We start from the raw sequence: 17,299 nt of genomic DNA, 5'->3' as shown, positions 1-17,299 counted from the left end.
CGGGTTTCTGACGCAGATCGATGTTGTGAAAACGAGACCACTTAAGTGTGGTTTACGGCCTGACCGTCCCTGAGGATGGCTCCATTGAGCTCGGGTCAATGGGTCACGCGCTGTGGGGAGCGCGCCGACTCACGAGCACACTATGGGCAGGAAAATTGCTCGCCGTCAGGGGTGTCGGCGAGGTTTTTTTGCCCCTCAAGTCGATCAGTGGACTCATGAGGAGGAAACCCATGCGCGGTGCCAAGAGCGCCAAGTGGGTCGTGGGCGCGGTTGTCGTCGCCCTGGCCGCTACTGCCTGTGGCGGCAGCGGTGACAGCAAGGACAAGGGCAGTTCTGCCGCCGGGGGCACGTTCCGGCTGGGCAGCACCGAGCCGGACACCATCGACCCGGGGCGCGCCCACGAGTCCACGGGCATCCTGCTGGCCAACGCCCTGTTCACCGGCCTGTACTCGAACACGCCGGACGGCCTGGCCGAGCCGGCGCTCGCCGAGTCGGCGAGCTCGGACGAGGGTTGCGCGTCCTGGACCTTCAAGATCAAGCCGGACACCAAGTTCTCCAACGGCGAGGTCGTGGACGCCGAGGCGTTCTCCCGTGGTTGGGCCCGTGCCGCTCACAAGGCCGCCGCGTCCGACGTGGCGTACCACTTCGCCGGCATCAAGGGCTACAAGGAGCTGCAGGACGGCTCCGCGAAGACCTTCGCCGGTGTCACCACCCCGGACCCGAACACCATCAAGGTGGACCTGGCCAAGGGTGACTGCGAGTTCGTCCTGAAGACGGCGCACGCCGCCTACAGCCCGGTCCCGAAGTCGGCCAAGGTCGGCGAGGAGGACAAGGCGTTCGGCGAGTCTCCCGTCGGCAACGGTCCGTTCAAGATGGACGGCACCTGGGAGCACAACAAGGCGATCAACCTCGTCCGCAACGACGGCTACGCGCTGACCAAGGCGTCGCTGGACCGCGTCGAGGTCACGCTGCTCAACGACAAGACCGCGCACCAGCTCGAGTACGACGGCTTCCAGGCCGGCACGTTCGACTACGCGCACATCCCCACGCCGATGCTCAAGGTCGCCGAGGCCAAGTTCAAGGCGCAGAACAAGTGGTTCGCCAAGGACACGAACGGCATGAACTTCGTTCTGCCGATCGGTGACAACGGCCCGACCGCGTCCAAGGACGCGCGTCTGGCGATCTCCTACGCGATCGACCGTCAGGCCATCGCCAAGGGTGTCTTCCAGGGCTTCCAGACCCCGTCGACCACCATCGTGCCGCCGGCGTTCCCGAAGGCGTACCAGAAGGACCTGTGCGTCTCCTGCATCAAGCAGGACCCCGCCAAGGCCAAGGAGCACGCCGAGAAGGCGGGCCTGAAGCCGGGCTCTGAGCTCAAGTTCAGCTTCAACACCGGTGCGGGCCACGAAGAGTGGGTCCAGGCCGTCGCGAAGCAGGTCGAGGACGTCCTCGGCGTCAAGGTCAAGCTGGACGGCAAGGACTTCCCGGGCATGCTCAAGGAGCAGCAGGGTGCCGCGGCCACCGGTGTCTACCGCTTCGCGTGGGGCGCGGACTACCCGACCCCGGAGAACTTCCTCTTCCCGCTCCTGCACTCGTCTTCCATGGCGAAGGACGCTGAGGGCAACGTGACCGGTGACAACCGTGCGCGTTACAACAACCCGGAGTTCGACAAGCTGATCGACACGGCCCGCGCCACCAAGGACGAGGCCGCTCGCATCAAGATGTACCAGCAGGCCGAGAAGATGGCCATGGACGACATGGCGCTCATCCCGACCTTCAACCGTTCCCAGTTCCGCCTGATGGCGACCGACAAGTTCAACGGTCTGGACGACATCAACTTCAACGAGGACCCGATCCTCGAGAAGATCTCGCTCAAGAAGTAATCGGTTCGGACGGTATATCCGTCAGGAGCGAACGTGCCGCGGCCCCCGGGTGACCGGTGGGCCGCGGCCCCGCTCGGCAGGCCGTTTTTACTTCGGCACCCCTCACATCCGCGGGCAATCCCCGCAGGCCGAGAGCCGATCCGTTCCTTGGGTCGGAGGCCGCTGCTCCCAGAAGCGGCCAGGTAGAGAGGCAAAACATGGGAAGGTACGTCGCCCGTCGCCTCGGGCAGATGGTCATAGTCCTCATCGGCGCGACCATGGTTCTGTTCGCGTGTCTGTTCGTACTCCCCGGTGACCCCGTGGGTTCGATCGCGGGCAGCGACAAGGCACGTGACCCCGCAGTGGTCGCGGAACTCAAGGCGCGTTACGGGCTCGACAAGTCGCTGCCCGAGCAGTATGTGAACTACGTCTCGAAGGTTGCGACCGGAGACCTCGGCGAGGACTTCGTGCAGCGCCGCGAGGTTTCCGACATCCTCGCCCCCAAGCTTCAGAACACGGCGAAGCTGGCCCTGCTGGCCATCGTTCTCGTCACCGTGTTCGGCATGGGCGTGGGCATCATCGCCGCGCTCTACAGATACAGCATTCTCGACATGGCCACGACATTTTTTACGACGATGGCCGTCGGATTCCCAACCTTCGTCATCGGCATGCTGCTCATGAAGTACTTCGCGGTGGAACTCCAGTGGTTCCCGCAGCTGGGCGGCGACAAGCTCATCGGCATGGTCCTTCCCGCAGTCACCCTCGCGATCACCGACATCGCCTTCGTCGCCCGCCTCACGCGCGGCACGATGCTCGAGGTGCTGCGCGCGGACTACGTGAAGACGGCCGTGGCCAAGGGACTTCCGCGCCGTCGCGTGCTGTTCAAGCACGTGCTGCGCAACTCGTCCATTCCCGTGGTGACCTACCTGGGCATTTCGTTCGGTGCACTCCTCGGTGGTGCGCTCATCACTGAGGCGATCTTCAACTGGGACGGTGTCGGTCTGGCACTGGTTCAGGCGATTCAGCAGCAGAACAACCCGATCGTGATCGGCGTCGTGACCTACAGCGTCGCCATCTTCGTCGTCCTCAGCCTCATCGTGGACCTGCTGTACGCGGCCCTCGACCCGCGTATCCGCCTCAGCTGACCGCCCCCAAGGAGGATTTCCTCATGTCTGAGCTCGCCACGAGCCCGGCGATCGGGGACGAGAACCCCGTGTCGTCCGTTTCGGCCCCGGCCGAACCCGCACCCAAGCAACTGAGCCAGTGGGGCGAGATCCGCCACCGCTACGTCCAGAACAAGCTGGCCGTCGTCGGCCTCTTCATCATCTGCCTGCTGTTCCTGACCGCGATCTTCGGCGACATGCTCGCGCCGTTCGACCCGACGGCTCAGGACCTCGAGAACACGCTCGCCGACCCCGACGGCACCCACTGGATGGGTACCGACGCCCTGGGCCGCGACATGTTCTCGCGCCTCATAGCCGGCACCCGCGTCGCCATGTTCGTCGGCCTCGCCTCGATCTTCTTCGCGGTGCTGATCGGTGTCGCCCTCGGCGCCATCGCCGGTTACTTCGCCGGCTTCGCCGACACCCTGGTCATGCGCGTCGCGGACGTCTTCCTCGCGTTCCCGCTGATGATCGGTGCCGTCGTCATCATCCTGGTCACCGGCCGCGGCATCACCCCGGTGATCATCTCGCTGGCGATCTTCTCCTGGGCCACCGTGTCCAGGCTCCTGCGCAGCTCGATCCTGTCGGTGCGCGAGATGGACTACGTCCACGCGGCCAAGGCGCTCGGCGCCAGCGGCTGGCGGGTCGTCCGCACGCACATCCTGCCCAACTCGCTGACCGCCGTGCTGGTCTACGCGACGTTCAACGTCGGCACCACGATCATCGGCGTGGCGGCGCTCTCCTTCCTCGGCGCCGGCGTCCCCGTCGACGTCCCGGAGTGGGGCAACATGCTGGCCGCCGGCCAGGCCTTCATCGGCGTCGAGGACCACCTCTGGGTGTACCCGAGCCTGTTCGTCGTCGTCACCGTGCTCGGCTTCGCCTTCGTCGGCGACGGCCTGCGTGACGCGCTCGACCCGAAGCTCCGGTAGGGCCGCCCGATGCCCCGAGACAACATCAGCAAGCAGGACGAAGGTGGCGGCGTGACGACGTCGGAGATTCTCAGCGTTGCGGAGACGGGCGGCGGGTCCGCCGTGCCGCTGCTGGAGGTGGACAACCTCCAGGTCGAGTTCAAGACCCGTGACGGGGTCGCCAAGGCCGTCAACGGCGTGAGCTACAGCGTCAGCTCCGGCGAGACCCTCGCCGTGCTCGGCGAGTCCGGCTCCGGCAAGTCCGTCACCGCTCAGGCGATCATGGGCATTCTCGACAGCCCGCCCGGACGGATCGCGGGCGGCGAGGTGCGCTTCCACGGCAAGGACATCCTCAAGATGTCCGACGAGGAGCGCCGCAAGCTCCGCGGCAACAAGATGGCGATGATCTTCCAGGACGCGCTGTCCTCCCTGAACCCGGTCTACTCGGTGGGCGACCAGCTCGGCGAGATGTTCCGGGTGCACCGGGGCGCGTCCAAGAAGGACGCGAAGGCCAAGGCCATCGAGCTCATGGACCGCGTGAAGATCCCCGCCGCCAAGGCGCGCGTGGGCGACTACCCGCACCAGTTCTCCGGCGGCATGCGCCAGCGCATCATGATCGCCATGGCGCTGGCCCTGGAGCCGGACCTGATCATCGCCGACGAGCCCACCACGGCGCTCGACGTGACCGTCCAGGCCCAGGTCATGGACCTGCTCGCGGAGCTCCAGCGCGAGATGAACATGGGCCTGATCCTGATCACCCACGACCTCGGCGTCGTCGCCGACGTCGCGGACAAGATCGCGGTCATGTACGCGGGCCGGATCGTCGAGACCGCTCCGGTCCACGAGATCTACAAGCGCCCGTCCCACCCGTACACCCGTGGCCTGCTCGACTCGATCCCGCGCCTGGACCAGAAGGGCCAGGAGCTCTACGCGATCAAGGGCCTGCCGCCCAACCTGCTCCGCATCCCCGCGGGCTGCGCCTTCAGCCCCCGCTGCCCCAAGGCGCAGGACATCTGCCGTACGGAGATTCCGGTACTGCACCCGGTCACCGAGCAGGACGGCACCGAACTGCCGGGCCGCGGCAGCGCGTGCCACTTCTGGAAGGAGCAGATCCATGGCTGAGCTCACCAAGAACGCCACCGAGCGCGAGCCGATCCTCCAGGTCCGTAACCTGGTCAAGCACTTCCCGCTGACCCAGGGAATCCTGTTCAAGAAGCAGGTCGGCGCGGTCAAGGCGGTCGACGGGATCTCCTTCGACCTCTACCAGGGCGAGACCCTCGGCATCGTCGGCGAGTCCGGCTGTGGCAAGTCCACGGTCGCCAAGCTCCTGATGAACCTCGAGCGCGCCACCGCGGGCGAGGTCCTGTACAAGGGCGAGGACATCAGCCGGCTGTCCGGCAAGGCCCTCAAGGCCGTGCGCCGCAACATCCAGATGGTGTTCCAGGACCCGTACACCTCGCTGAACCCGCGCATGACGGTCGGCGACATCATCGGCGAGCCCTTCGAGATCCACCCCGAGGTGGCTCCCAAGGGCGACCGGCGCCGCAAGGTCCAGGAGCTCCTGGACGTCGTGGGCCTGAACCCGGAGTACATCAACCGCTACCCGCACCAGTTCTCCGGCGGTCAGCGCCAGCGCATCGGCATCGCCCGCGGCCTGGCCCTGCAGCCCGAGATCATCATCTGCGACGAGCCGGTCTCCGCGCTCGACGTGTCGGTGCAGGCGCAGGTCATCAACCTGATGGAGAAGCTCCAGGACGAGTTCAACCTGTCCTACCTCTTCATCGCGCACGACCTGTCGATCGTCCGGCACATCTCGGACCGCGTGGGCGTCATGTACCTCGGCAAGATGGCCGAGATCGGCTCCGACGCCGAGATCTACGAGCACCCCACGCACCCGTACACGCAGGCGCTGCTGTCGGCCGTCCCGGTCCCCGACCCGGCCGCCCGCGAGGGCCGCGAGCGGATCATCCTCACCGGCGACGTGCCGTCCCCGGCCAACCCGCCGTCGGGCTGCCGCTTCCGCACCCGCTGCTGGAAGGCCCAGGACAAGTGCTCCACCGAGGAGCCGCTGCTGGCGATCCCGGAGCGCTTCAAGGGCCAGGACACCCTGGCCGCGCACAGCTCCGCGTGCCACTTCGCGGAGGAGAAGGCCATCCTGGCCGTCTGACCCACGCGCTGAGCACGACGGCCGGCCCCCGGTGCCCCACGGCACCGGGGGCCGGCCGTTTCGCGTGGCCGCGCGGAAATCCGTTGCGGCCGGGGGAGCCAGGATCGGAGAGTGAGGGGATGACCCTCACCGTACGGCCCGCCGGGCCCGGGGACGCGGCCGACATCTGCGCCCTGCTCAACGCCGTCGACATGATCGAGATCGGGCGTCCGGAGACCGACCTGGGCACCGTCGAGTCGGACCTCAACGCCCCCGACGTCGACCTGGCCACCGACTCCTGGCTCGCCTTCGAAGACGGGCGGCTCGTGGCCTACGCCCTCGTCTGGGCGGACTCCGGCCCGGGCCGGGTCGACGGCGACCACTACGTGCTGCCAGGCCACCGGGAGGCCGCCGCCCTGCTGCTGGACCACATGGAGGCACGGGCCCGCGAGATCACCGCCGGACCGGGCGTCCTGAGGCTCCAGCTCAACGTGAAGCCCACCCTCGACCTCTCCCTCCTCACCGGCCGCGGCTACCGCACCATCCGCCACTACCAGGTCATGACCCGCTCGTTGACCCCGGCAGGCGACCCGCCCCCGGCCCCGCCCGCCGGGCTCACCCTGCGCCACTGCGGCGACGACGAGGCCGACCGCCACCGGGCGCACGCCCTGGTCGAGGAGACCTTCGCCGCGCACTTCGGCCATGTGGACCGCCCGTACGAGTCCTGGCTCGACCACATCGACGGCCGCAAGCTCGACTGGTCCCTGGTGTGGATCGCGAGCCTGCCCGGCCACGGCGACGTGGGCGTGCTGCTCACCCGGGACGACCGTACGAGCATGGGCTGGGTCAGCCACATCGGCGTACGCAAGGACGTGCGCGGCCTCGGCCTCGGCGGCTTCCTGCTGCGCCACGGCTTCGCCGCCTACGCGGCGCGCGGCCGAGACACCATGGGCCTCGGCGTGGACACCCGCAACGAGACCGGCGCACTGGCGCTCTACGAGGCGCACGGCATGGGCCTGCACTACGCCGTCGACAGCTGGGAGCTGCCTTTGCACTCGCAGGAGTGACAGGCGCGTGACGCGCGGGTGCAATCGGTCCAACCATGCGTGTGTGGTCACCCACATAAGGTGACATTGGCCCCTAAGCGAGTCTTGGGACCAAGAGGAGGCACTCCATGCGCGGAGCCACCCACGCCAAGTGGGCCGCATGTGCGGTGGCCGTCGCCCTCGGGGCGACGGCCTGCGGCGGCGGAAGCGACAGCGGCGCGGACCGCGGCGACGCGGGGATCGTCAGCTCCTCGTGGGGTGACCCGCAGAACCCGCTGGAGCCGGCCAACACCAACGAGGTGCAGGGCGGCAAGGTCCTCGACATGCTCTTCCGTGGCCTCAAGCGCTACGACGCGAAGACCGGCGAGGCGGTGAACATGCTCGCCGAGAACATCGAGACGACCGACAGCCAGAACTTCACCATCACGCTGAAGGACGGCTGGAAGTTCAGCAACGACGAGCCCGTCACCGCCGCGTCCTTCGTGGACGCCTGGAACTACGGCGCGGACGTGCGCAACAAGCAGAACAACTCGCCCTTCTTCTCCGACATCGTCGGCTACGAGGACGTGCACCCCAAGTCCGGGGAACCCAAGGCCAAGACGATGTCCGGACTGGTCGTCAAGAACGACAAGACCTTCACCGTCGCGCTCAAGGACAAGTTCTCCACCTGGCCCGTGACCCTCGGCTACCAGGCCTTCTCCCCGCTTCCCAAGGCCTTCTTCACCGACCACGCGGCATGGCTGGACAAGCCCGTCGGCAACGGCCCGTACCTGGTGGACTCGTACACCAAGGGCACCGGCATGCAGCTGCGCAAGTGGGACGGGTACACCGGAGCGGACAAGGCGCAGAACGGCGGCGTGGACCTGAAGGTCTACACCGACAACAACACCGCCTACACCGACCTGATCTCCGGCAACCTCGACCTCGTCGACGACATCCCGGCCCAGCAGCTGAAGAACGTCAAGAACGACCTCGGCGACCGGTACATCAACCAGCCCGCCCTCATCATCCAGACCCTCACCTTCCCGCTGTACGACCCGCAGTGGAGCAAGGCCGGCATGGAGAAGGTCCGGCTGGGCATCTCACGGGCGATCAACCGCGACGAGATCACCAAGCAGATCTTCCGGGAGACCCGCACCCCCGCCAAGGACTGGACCTCGCCGGCCCTCGGCGAGAAGGGCGGCTTCTCGGAGACCCTCTGCGGCGACGCCTGCGTCTACGACCCGGCCGAGGCCAAGAAGCTCATCCAGGAGGGCGGCGGACTGCCCGGCGGCAAGGTCACGCTGACCTCCAACGTGGACACCGGTTCGCACCGCGACTGGATGGACGCCGTCTGCAACAGCGTCAACAACGCGCTGAGCGAGGGACCGGTCTGCACGGTCAACCCGATCGGCACCTTCGCCGACTTCCGGAACCAGCAGAGCAGCTACAAGCTGACCGGCCCGTTCCGCTCCGGCTGGCAGGCCGACTACCCGCTGATCCAGAACTTCCTGGAGCCGCTCTACTACACCGGGGCCTCCTCCAACTACGGGAAGTTCAGCAACCCGGACTTCGACCGCCTCGTCGACGAGGCGAACCGGGACAGCGACACGGCCAAGGCGACCGCGACCTTCCAGGAAGCGGAGAAGATCCTCGCCGAGCAGATGCCGTCGATCCCGCTCTGGTACCAGAACGGCAGCGCCGGCTACTCCGAGCGGATCTCGGACGTGGCGCTCAACCAGTTCAGCGTTCCGGTCTACGACCAGATCAGGGTCCTCTGACCCACTCCCGGATCCGGGCCCCACGCCCCGCGCGGGGCCCGCCGCGCCCCCTCGACGCGCGCCCCTCGACAGGCATGGAGCACTCCATGGGACGTTATGTGATCCGGCGGCTGCTCCAGATGATCCCGGTGTTCATCGGCAGCACCTTCCTGATCTTCTTCATGGTGTACGCGCTCGGTGACCCGGTCGCGGCCCTCTTCGGCGACAAGGCCCCCGACCCCGCCACCGCCGCCCGCATCCGCAAGGACCTCTACCTCGACCAGCCCCTGTGGAAGCAGTACCTCCACTACATGGGCCAGATCTTCCAGGGCGACTTCGGCACGGCCTTCAACGGACAGTCGGTCACCGAGCTGATGGCCAGTGCCTTCCCCGTCACCCTGCGCCTGACCATCGTCGCGATCGTCATCGAGGTCGTCGTCGGCATCACCCTCGGCGTGATCAGCGGCCTGCGCCGCGGCAAGTCCGTCGACACCTCCGTCCTGGTGATGACGCTCGTGGTCATCTCGGTGCCCACCTTCGTGACGGGCTATCTGCTCCAGTACCTCTTCGGCGTCAAATGGGGCTGGGTACGTCCCACCGTCTCCCCGGACGCCCCCTTCAGCGAGCTGATCCTGCCCGGCATCGTGCTCGCGCTGGTCTCCCTCGCCTACGTCACCCGCCTCTCGCGCACCTCCATCGCCGAGAACGTCAAGGCCGACTACGTGCGCACCGCCGTCGCCAAGGGCCTGCCCCGCCGCCGCGTCGTCACCCGCCACCTGCTGCGCAACTCGCTGATCCCGGTGGTCACCTTCATCGGCACCGACATCGGCGCGCTGATGGGCGGCGCCATCGTCACCGAACGGATCTTCAACATCCACGGCGTCGGCTACCAGCTCTACCAGGGCATCCTGCGCAACAACTCGCCCACGGTCGTCGGCTTCGTGACGATCCTCGTCATCGTCTTCCTGCTGGCGAACCTGCTCGTCGACCTGCTCTACGCGGTCCTGGACCCGAGGATCCGTTATGCCTGATCCCGAGCGCCCCGAAGGCCCCGGCGGCTACGACCCCGTCGGCCCGCGCCCGCGCGAGGCGATCTCTCCCACCGGCCAGGGCGGACCGATGGATCTCGCCCTGGACGAGGCCGAGAGCCTGGAGGGCGTCGAGAAGACCCGGGGCCCGGCCGGCGGCGCCGGCCCGGGGGAGAAGGCGCGCTCGCTGTGGTCCGACGCCTGGCACCAGCTGCGCCGCAACCCGGTCTTCGTCATCTCCTCGCTGATGATCCTCTTCCTGATCGTCATCTCGATCTGGCCCCAGCTCATCGCGAGCGGCGACCCCCTGCAGTGCGACCTGTCCAAATCGCAGCAGGGCTCTTCCCCCGGCCATCCCTTCGGCTACGACACGCAGGGCTGCGACGTGTACACCCGTACCGTCTACGGCGCCCGCGCCTCCATCACCGTGGGCATCTGCGCCACCCTCGGCGCCGCCCTGCTCGGCTCCGCGCTCGGCGGGCTCGCCGGCTTCTTCGGCAGCTGGGGCGACGCGCTGCTCTCCCGGGTCGCCGACATCTTCTTCGGCATCCCGGTGGTCCTCGGCGGCCTGGTCTTCCTGTCCGTCGTCACCAGCACCACCGTCTGGCCGGTGGTCGGCTTCATCGTGCTCCTGGGCTGGCCGCAGATCTCCCGCATCGCCCGCGGTTCGGTGATCACCGCCAAACAGAACGACTACGTCCACGCCGCCCGGGCCCTGGGCGCCGGCAACGGCCGGATGCTGCTGCGGCACGTGGCGCCCAACGCCGTCGCCCCCGTCATCGTGGTCGCCACGATCGCGCTCGGCACCTACATCTCCCTGGAGGCCACCCTGTCGTTCCTCGGCGTCGGCCTGCGCCCGCCCACCGTCTCCTGGGGCATCGACATCTCCAACGCGGCCTCGCAGATCCGCAACGCCCCGCACATGCTGCTCTGGCCGGCGGGCGCGCTGAGCCTGACCGTGCTCGCCTTCATCATGCTCGGCGACGCGGTGCGCGACGCCCTCGACCCCAAGCTGCGCTGAGGAGCCCCGCACATGCTGCTCGAAGTCCGCGACCTGCACGTGGAATTCAAGACGCGCGACGGCGTCGCGAAAGCGGTCAACGGAGTCGACTACTCGGTCGACGAGGGCGAGACGCTCGCCGTGCTCGGCGAGTCCGGCTCCGGCAAGTCGGTGACCGCCCAGGCCGTGATGGGGATCCTGGACATGCCGCCGGGCCGCATCGCGGGCGGCGAGATCCTCTTCAAGGGACGGGACCTGCTGAAGCTGAAGGAGGAGGAGCGGCGCAAGATCCGCGGCGCCGACATGGCGATGATCTTCCAGGACGCGCTCTCCTCCCTGAACCCGGTCCTGAGCGTGGGCGCGCAGCTCGGCGAGATGTACGAGGTCCACCGCGGGATGTCCCGCAAGGACGCCAAGGCCAAGGCCGTCGAGCTGATGGACCGGGTGAAGATCCCGGCGGCGAAGGACCGGGTGGGGGACTACCCGCACCAGTTCTCGGGCGGCATGCGCCAGCGCATCATGATCGCCATGGCGATGGCCCTGGAGCCCTCGCTGATCATCGCGGACGAGCCGACGACGGCCCTGGACGTCACGGTCCAGGCCCAGGTGATGGACCTGCTGGCCGAGCTCCAGCGCGAGCTGAACATGGGCCTCATCCTGATCACCCACGACCTCGGCGTGGTCGCGGACGTCGCCGACAAGATCGCCGTCATGTACGCGGGCCGGATCGTCGAGGCGGCCCCCGTCCACGAGATCTACAAGGCGCCCGCGCACCCGTACACGCGCGGTCTGCTGGACTCGATCCCGCGCCTGGACCAGAAGGGCCAGGAGCTGTACGCCATCAAGGGCCTGCCGCCGAACCTGGTGGCCATCCCGCCCGGCTGCGCCTTCAACCCGCGCTGCCCGATGGCGCAGCCGGTGTGCCGCACCGACGTCCCCCCGCTGTACCGGGTGACCGAGTCGCCCGTGGAGCGGACCAGCGCCTGCCACTTCTGGAAGGAGTGCCTCCATGGCTGAGTCCCTGCTGGAAGTGAAGGACCTGGTCAAGCATTACCCGCTGACCCGGGGCATCGTCTTCCGCAAGCAGGTCGGCGCGGTCAAGGCCGTCGACGGGGTCTCCTTCGACCTGCGCGCCGGCGAAACGCTGGGCATCGTCGGCGAGTCCGGCTGCGGGAAGTCGACCGTGGCCAAGATGCTGGTCAACCTGGAGCGGCCGACGTCAGGCACGATCTCGTACAAGGGCGAGGACATCACCAAGCTGTCGGGACGCGCCCTCAAGGCCGTGCGCCGCAACATCCAGATGGTGTTCCAGGACCCGTACACCTCGCTGAACCCGCGCATGACGGTCGGCGACATCATCGGCGAGCCGTACGAGATCCACCCCGAGGTCGCCCCGAAGGGGGACCGGCGCCGCAAGGTCCAGGAACTGCTCGACGTCGTCGGCCTGAACCCGGAGTACATCAACCGCTACCCGCACCAGTTCTCCGGCGGTCAGCGCCAGCGCATCGGCATCGCCCGCGGCCTGGCCCTGCAGCCCGAGATCATCGTCGCCGACGAGCCGGTCTCCGCGCTCGACGTCTCCGTCCAGGCGCAGGTCATCAACCTGCTGGACCGGTTGCAGAGCGACTTCGACCTGTCCTACGTCTTCATCGCGCACGACCTCTCGATCGTGCGGCACATCTCCGACCGGGTCGGCGTCATGTACCTGGGCCGGATCGTCGAGATCGGCACCGACACGCAGATCTACGACCACCCGACGCACCCGTACACCCAGGCGCTGCTCTCGGCCGTCCCGGTCCCCGACCCGGAGGCCCGTGCCCACCGCGAGCGGATCATCCTCTCCGGCGACGTGCCGTCCCCGGCCAACCCGCCGTCGGGCTGTCCCTTCCGCACCCGCTGCTGGAAGGCCGAGGCGCGCTGCGCGGCGGAGGTCCCGCTGCTCGCGGTCCCGCAGGTCTTCCCCTCCGGCCCGGCGGCGCACCCTTCGGCCTGCCACTTCGCGGCGGAGAAGCAGGTGGTCCCCCCATCGGCCCAGCCCCCGTCGCCTCCGCCGCCCCCGTCGCCGCCCCTTCCGCCGTCCCCGCCGGATCCGTTGACGAAGGATTAGCAGCCGACCGATCATTTCCGGCCACCGCGCGTATGTCCGGTGCGGGAAACGGCAGCCCGCCCCAACGCGGTTTACACGGGGGCAACTTGACCGTTTCTGCCCCGAGATCTGGGGCATGCAGCCTGGGTGCCGTGCGGCCGTGCGGGTGCCGACAGCCGGCCGGGGAGGCGCACAGCCCCTCCGGCCGGCCTCCCCGTGACCCCGCGCACGCGCGGCATGCGCCCCTCGTGCTGCCGGATTTCGATCGATGCGCTGGCACGGATAGTTATGATCCGTAGCGCACGGTGGGTATGACTCTCGCCGAGCACGAATACGCGTACCGATGTCCGCTCGACGTGGAGGTGAAACGCCGTGGCACTCTCGATCTCTGCCGTGGTGCTGCTGGCGATCATCGTCTTCCTGCTGGTCCGAAGGGCGGGCCTGAAGGCGGGACACGCGGTGGTCTGTGTGCTGCTCGGCTTCTACCTGGCGAGTTCCACCATCGCCCCGACCCTCAGCCAGCTCACCTCGAACGTGGCGAGCATGATCAGTGGCCTCAAGTTCTAGGTCGCCTCGTAGGCTAGCCCCATGAACGGTCTCCCCGCCCGTCGTCTGCTCCTCGTGCACGCGCACCCCGACGACGAGTCGATCAACAACGGCGCCACCATGGCCAAGTACGCGGCCGAGGGCGTCCACGTCGCGCTGGTGACCTGCACCCTGGGCGAGGAGGGTGAGGTCATCCCGCCCGGACTCGCCCACCTGGCGGCCGACCGCGACGACACCCTCGGCGCCCACCGCGTCGGCGAGCTCGCCGACGCCATGGCCGAACTGGGCGTCCGCGACCACCGGTTCCTCGGCGGCCCCGGCCGCTACCGGGACTCCGGGATGATGGGCGCCCCGCAGAACCACCGCCCGGAGGCCTTCTGGTCCGCCGAGGTGGACGAGGCCGCCGCGTACCTCGTGGAGGTGGTGCGCGAGCTGCGCCCGCAGGTCCTCGTCACGTACGACCCTGACGGCGGCTACGGGCACCCCGACCACATCCAGGCCCACCGGGTCGCCATGCGCGCCGCCGAACTGGCCGCGGAGACCGCCTACCGGCGCGACCTCGGCGAGCCCCACGCGGTCGGGAAGATCTACTGGAACCGCGTGCCCCGCTCGGTCGTCGAGGAGGGCTTCGCCAGGCTGCGCGCCGCGGAGGGCGCGCCCCCCTTCCCGGGGCTGGCCTCACCCGAGGACGTGCCGGGGGTCGTCGCCGACGAGCGGATCACCGCCGAGATCGACGCCGACGAGGCGTTCGCGGCGGCGAAGGCGGCCGCCATGCGGGCCCACGCCACCCAGATCGCCGTGGACGGGCCCTTCTTCGCCCTCTCCAACGACCTGGCGCAGCCGCTGTTCACCCGCGAGTACTACGAACTGGCCGAAGGCCGGCCGGGCGCCCCGGCGGGCAGCCGCGAACACGACCTCTTCGCGGGGGTGGAGGCATGAGCGGCAAGCTGACGGCGGGCCGGATCGCCGCCTGCCTGGGCCTGCTGGTCCTGGGCGCGCTCACCGGCGCGGCCGGCTGGCTGGTGGTGGACCTGTGGTTCCCCGGCGGCCTGCTGCTCGGACTGCTGGCCCTCTTCGGGCTGTTCCTCGGCGGCCGTATCGCCCTCGGGACCGGCCTCGGGGTGGGCGGGGCCGCGGCCGGCTGGTTCCTCGCGTACGTGATGCTCAGCCTCCCGCGTCCCGAGGGCGACTTCCTCCTCAGTTCGTCCGGAATCGGCATGTACGTCTACCTTTTGGGTGGAACCGTGCTCGCTGTGATGTGCGCCACGATGCGCGGTCCGCTGGATCGGCCGGTTTCAGCCGCGCGGCCTGCCAAGTGACGTGGTGTCGGACCCCGTAGGGAGATCGGCGCAGGGGGGCGCGAAGGGGCTCACTGGGTGCTTCAGGGGGGTTTGGCGGGCGCTATGAGGAACCCCTGATTCCCGGGCGTCAGTTGCGTGCGGGCGTCGGCAAGTATGGTGGACGGGCCGCCGAGCTGCCCGCGCACGGTATGACGGGCGGCGGAGCCAACCGGGAGAACCTGCCTTGAGTCGTGAAACCGACAGTTCGTCCTCCGGGCCCACGGGGCACGGTGGAGCCGCATACCCCTCGGGTACGCCGCCGTATGGAACCGGCCAGTACCCGTCCACGGCTGCGCCGACCGGGCCTGGCGCGGCGACCGCTCCGGAGGAGAACCCTGTGACCTCGAAGCCGTCCACGCCCGACTCCGACGGGCCCAAGACCGAGACCACCCTGACGACCCGGATCCGGATCAACATCCCGGGTTCGCGGCCGATCCCGCCTGTGGTCGTACGCAAGTCGATGGGCACCAACTCCGGCTCGGCCGGCACCGGGGCGCAGACCCCGCCGTCGCCGGAGCCGACGCCCGCGCCGCCGCTCGCGCAGCGCCCGGGGCCCCGGCCGACCCGGATCGAGGCCGAGCAGGAGCCGGCCCGGGCCCAGGGGCCGGCCGAAGCCGAGGAGGCGGCCAGCAACTGGTTCGCCCCCCGCAAGTCGCCCGCGGCCGACCCGGCGCAGACGCCGTCGGCCGCGGCCGCCCCGCCGCCCGCCCAGCGGCCCGCGCCCACTCCGCCGCCTCCGCCCGGGCCGGGCGCGGGCTTCGCGCCGCCGCCGCCGCACGCCCAGGCCCCGCCGATGGCGGAGTCCGCCTACGCGCCGCCGCGCATGCCGCAGCCGCCCGTGCCGGAGTACGGCCAGGGCTTCGCGCCCGCCCCCGCGGCGCCGATGCCCGGCGGCCCCGGCGTCGGATCGACCCAGGGCTTCCCGGCGTACGGGAACGACCAGGGTGACCTCGGCCCCTCCACCGAGGCGTTCCCCGTCTACGGCAGCCAGCCGGGCGGCCCCGCCGGCCCCACCGGCTTCGGGACCGGTCCCGTCGGCGGCCCCGTCGGCGGTCCCCCCGCCGCACACGAGCCGAGCTGGCCCGGCCCCGAGCTGGACGGCCCGCTGACGGCCCCGGTACCGACTCCGGTACCGACGCCCGCACCGGCCGCCCCCCGCCCCGCGCCCGCGCAGCAGAAGCCCGCGGCCAAGCCCGCCAAGAAGGGCCGCTCCAAGCTGGTCCTCCTCGGCGGCGGCATCGTGGCCCTGATCGGCGTCGCCTACGGCGCCGGGCTGCTCCTGAACCACTCCGACGTCCCCAAGGGCACCACCGTCCTCGACGTCGACATCAGCGGCAGCCGCGACGAGGCCGTGGCCAAGCTCCAGACGGCCTTCGCCACCCGCGCCGCCGCCCCGATCCAGCTCAGCGTCGGCGGCAAGCAGGTCGAGCTGAAGCCCGAGAAGGCCGGCCTGACGCTGGACAGCCAGACCACCGTCCGCAACGCGGCCGGCAGCGACTACAACCCCGTCACGGTCATCGGCTCGCTCCTCGGCAACGAGCGCGTCGCCGACCCCGTGATGCCGGTCGACGAGGAGAAGCTCCAGGTCGCGCTGCAGGAACTCGCGGGCACGGCGGGCTCGGTCACCGAGGGCACGATCAAGTTCGACACCGGCAAGGCCGTTGCGGTCCCCGGTACGCCCGGCACCACGCTCGACGTCGACGCCTCCGTCGCAAAGGTCACCCAGGCCTTCCGCGACCAGGTCGCCACCGGCAAGGCGGCCGTGGCCGAGCTGCCCACGGCGACCAAGGCGCCGGTCATCGACCAGGCGGAACTGGACCGGGCCATGAAGGAGTTCGCCGAGCCGGCGATGTCCGCCAACGCCACGGTCAAGGCGGGGGGCAAGGTCATCGCCTTCGGCAGCAAGTCCCTGCCCAAGATCCTCAGCATGCAGCCGGTGGAGGGCCGCCTCACGGAGAAGTTCGACCTGGAGGCGCTCAAGGCGATCTACGGGAACACCTTCGACGGAGTCCTGATCACCCGCGGCACCGGCGACAAGACGGCGGTCACCCCGCAGGACGTCGCCGGCGCCCTCGGCAAGGCCCTGCGCGGCAAGACCACGGCCGAGCGGACCGTCGTGATCGAAACCAACCCGAGCTAGGGCGTGTCTTCCGGATCTTGCCGGGCCCGCGCTGCCCGGCACCGCACCTCGCCGCGTTGTCGGGGCTCCCAAGTACGTCCAGTACGAGCGGAGCACCTCCGCCTTGCGATGCACGGCACCGGACAACGCGGGCTCGGCCGACAAGATCCGAAAGACACGCCCTAGCCGCCGGCGGGGCTGGTCATCCAGCCCCGCCGGCGTTTGAGGCGCGGGGTCCGCGGGGCGGAGCCCCGATCCCGTGAGCCGCGCCGGCGATCGAGGCGCGGCTTCGGGCGCTGCGCGGGAAGTCCCGCGC

General features: G+C 69.4%; 15 protein-coding genes. All 15 read left to right on the top strand.

The genetic code is table 11. The features are described from left to right. Nucleotides 1-230 precede the first annotated feature (230 nt). On the top strand, nt 231-1,883 hold the full coding sequence (locus OG534_RS12720) for a peptide ABC transporter substrate-binding protein (RefSeq protein WP_326588194.1): 1,653 nt from the start codon (nt 231-233) through the stop codon (nt 1,881-1,883). A gap of 230 nt (nt 1,884-2,113) precedes the next feature. Further along, nucleotides 2,114-3,007 (top strand): ABC transporter permease, encoded by an 894-nt coding sequence (locus tag OG534_RS12715; protein ID WP_442807077.1) that lies wholly within the window; start codon nt 2,114-2,116, stop codon nt 3,005-3,007. 23 nt (nt 3,008-3,030) lie between these two features. After that, nucleotides 3,031-3,954: an ABC transporter permease gene (locus tag OG534_RS12710; protein WP_326588192.1), complete on the top strand. Its 924-nt coding sequence runs from the start codon at nt 3,031-3,033 to the stop codon at nt 3,952-3,954. A gap of 9 nt (nt 3,955-3,963) precedes the next feature. Next, the gene (locus OG534_RS12705; protein ID WP_326588191.1) at nt 3,964-5,055 is read left to right on the top strand and encodes an ABC transporter ATP-binding protein; all 1,092 of its coding nucleotides are present in this window, start codon (nt 3,964-3,966) and stop codon (nt 5,053-5,055) included. Then, the gene (locus tag OG534_RS12700; protein WP_326588190.1) at nt 5,048-6,100 is read left to right on the top strand and encodes an ABC transporter ATP-binding protein; all 1,053 of its coding nucleotides are present in this window, start codon (nt 5,048-5,050) and stop codon (nt 6,098-6,100) included. The genes OG534_RS12705 and OG534_RS12700 overlap by 8 nt, the downstream gene beginning before the upstream one ends. Nucleotides 6,101-6,219: 119 nt before the next feature. Next, the gene (locus OG534_RS12695; RefSeq protein WP_326588189.1) at nt 6,220-7,146 is read left to right on the top strand and encodes a GNAT family N-acetyltransferase; all 927 of its coding nucleotides are present in this window, start codon (nt 6,220-6,222) and stop codon (nt 7,144-7,146) included. A gap of 107 nt (nt 7,147-7,253) precedes the next feature. Continuing rightward, nucleotides 7,254-8,885, top strand: a complete 1,632-nt coding sequence (locus tag OG534_RS12690; RefSeq protein WP_326588188.1) for a peptide ABC transporter substrate-binding protein — start codon at nt 7,254-7,256, stop codon at nt 8,883-8,885. Between the two features lie 86 nt (nt 8,886-8,971). Continuing rightward, nucleotides 8,972-9,895, top strand: coding sequence for an ABC transporter permease (locus OG534_RS12685; protein WP_326588187.1), 924 nt, complete (start codon nt 8,972-8,974; stop codon nt 9,893-9,895). Nucleotides 9,896-9,983: 88 nt separating this feature from the next. Further along, nucleotides 9,984-10,913 (top strand): ABC transporter permease, encoded by a 930-nt coding sequence (locus OG534_RS12680; protein ID WP_326593576.1) that lies wholly within the window; start codon nt 9,984-9,986, stop codon nt 10,911-10,913. 12 nt (nt 10,914-10,925) lie between these two features. Next, a complete protein-coding gene (locus OG534_RS12675) occupies nt 10,926-11,909 on the top strand; it encodes an ABC transporter ATP-binding protein (protein ID WP_326588186.1) in 984 nt (327 codons plus the stop codon). Continuing rightward, nucleotides 11,902-12,999, top strand: coding sequence for an ABC transporter ATP-binding protein (locus OG534_RS12670; RefSeq protein ID WP_326588185.1), 1,098 nt, complete (start codon nt 11,902-11,904; stop codon nt 12,997-12,999). The genes OG534_RS12675 and OG534_RS12670 overlap by 8 nt, the downstream gene beginning before the upstream one ends. Before the next feature lie 351 nt (nt 13,000-13,350). Further along, the gene (locus OG534_RS12665; RefSeq protein WP_030012369.1) at nt 13,351-13,545 is read left to right on the top strand and encodes a hypothetical protein; all 195 of its coding nucleotides are present in this window, start codon (nt 13,351-13,353) and stop codon (nt 13,543-13,545) included. Between the two features lie 21 nt (nt 13,546-13,566). Then, nucleotides 13,567-14,463, top strand: coding sequence for an N-acetyl-1-D-myo-inositol-2-amino-2-deoxy-alpha-D-glucopyranoside deacetylase (mshB, locus tag OG534_RS12660; protein ID WP_326588184.1), 897 nt, complete (start codon nt 13,567-13,569; stop codon nt 14,461-14,463). After that, the gene (locus OG534_RS12655; protein ID WP_326588183.1) at nt 14,460-14,843 is read left to right on the top strand and encodes a DUF6113 family protein; all 384 of its coding nucleotides are present in this window, start codon (nt 14,460-14,462) and stop codon (nt 14,841-14,843) included. The genes mshB and OG534_RS12655 overlap by 4 nt, the downstream gene beginning before the upstream one ends. Nucleotides 14,844-15,201: 358 nt before the next feature. After that, nucleotides 15,202-17,004, top strand: coding sequence for a peptidoglycan binding domain-containing protein (locus tag OG534_RS12650; protein WP_326588182.1), 1,803 nt, complete (start codon nt 15,202-15,204; stop codon nt 17,002-17,004). Nucleotides 17,005-17,299 lie beyond the last annotated feature (295 nt).

The sequence above is a fragment of the Streptomyces sp. NBC_01294 genome (genome assembly GCF_035917235.1).
GTDB classification, from domain to species: domain Bacteria; phylum Actinomycetota; class Actinomycetes; order Streptomycetales; family Streptomycetaceae; genus Streptomyces; species Streptomyces caledonius.
This window is presented reverse-complemented; position numbering and strand designations above follow the sequence as displayed.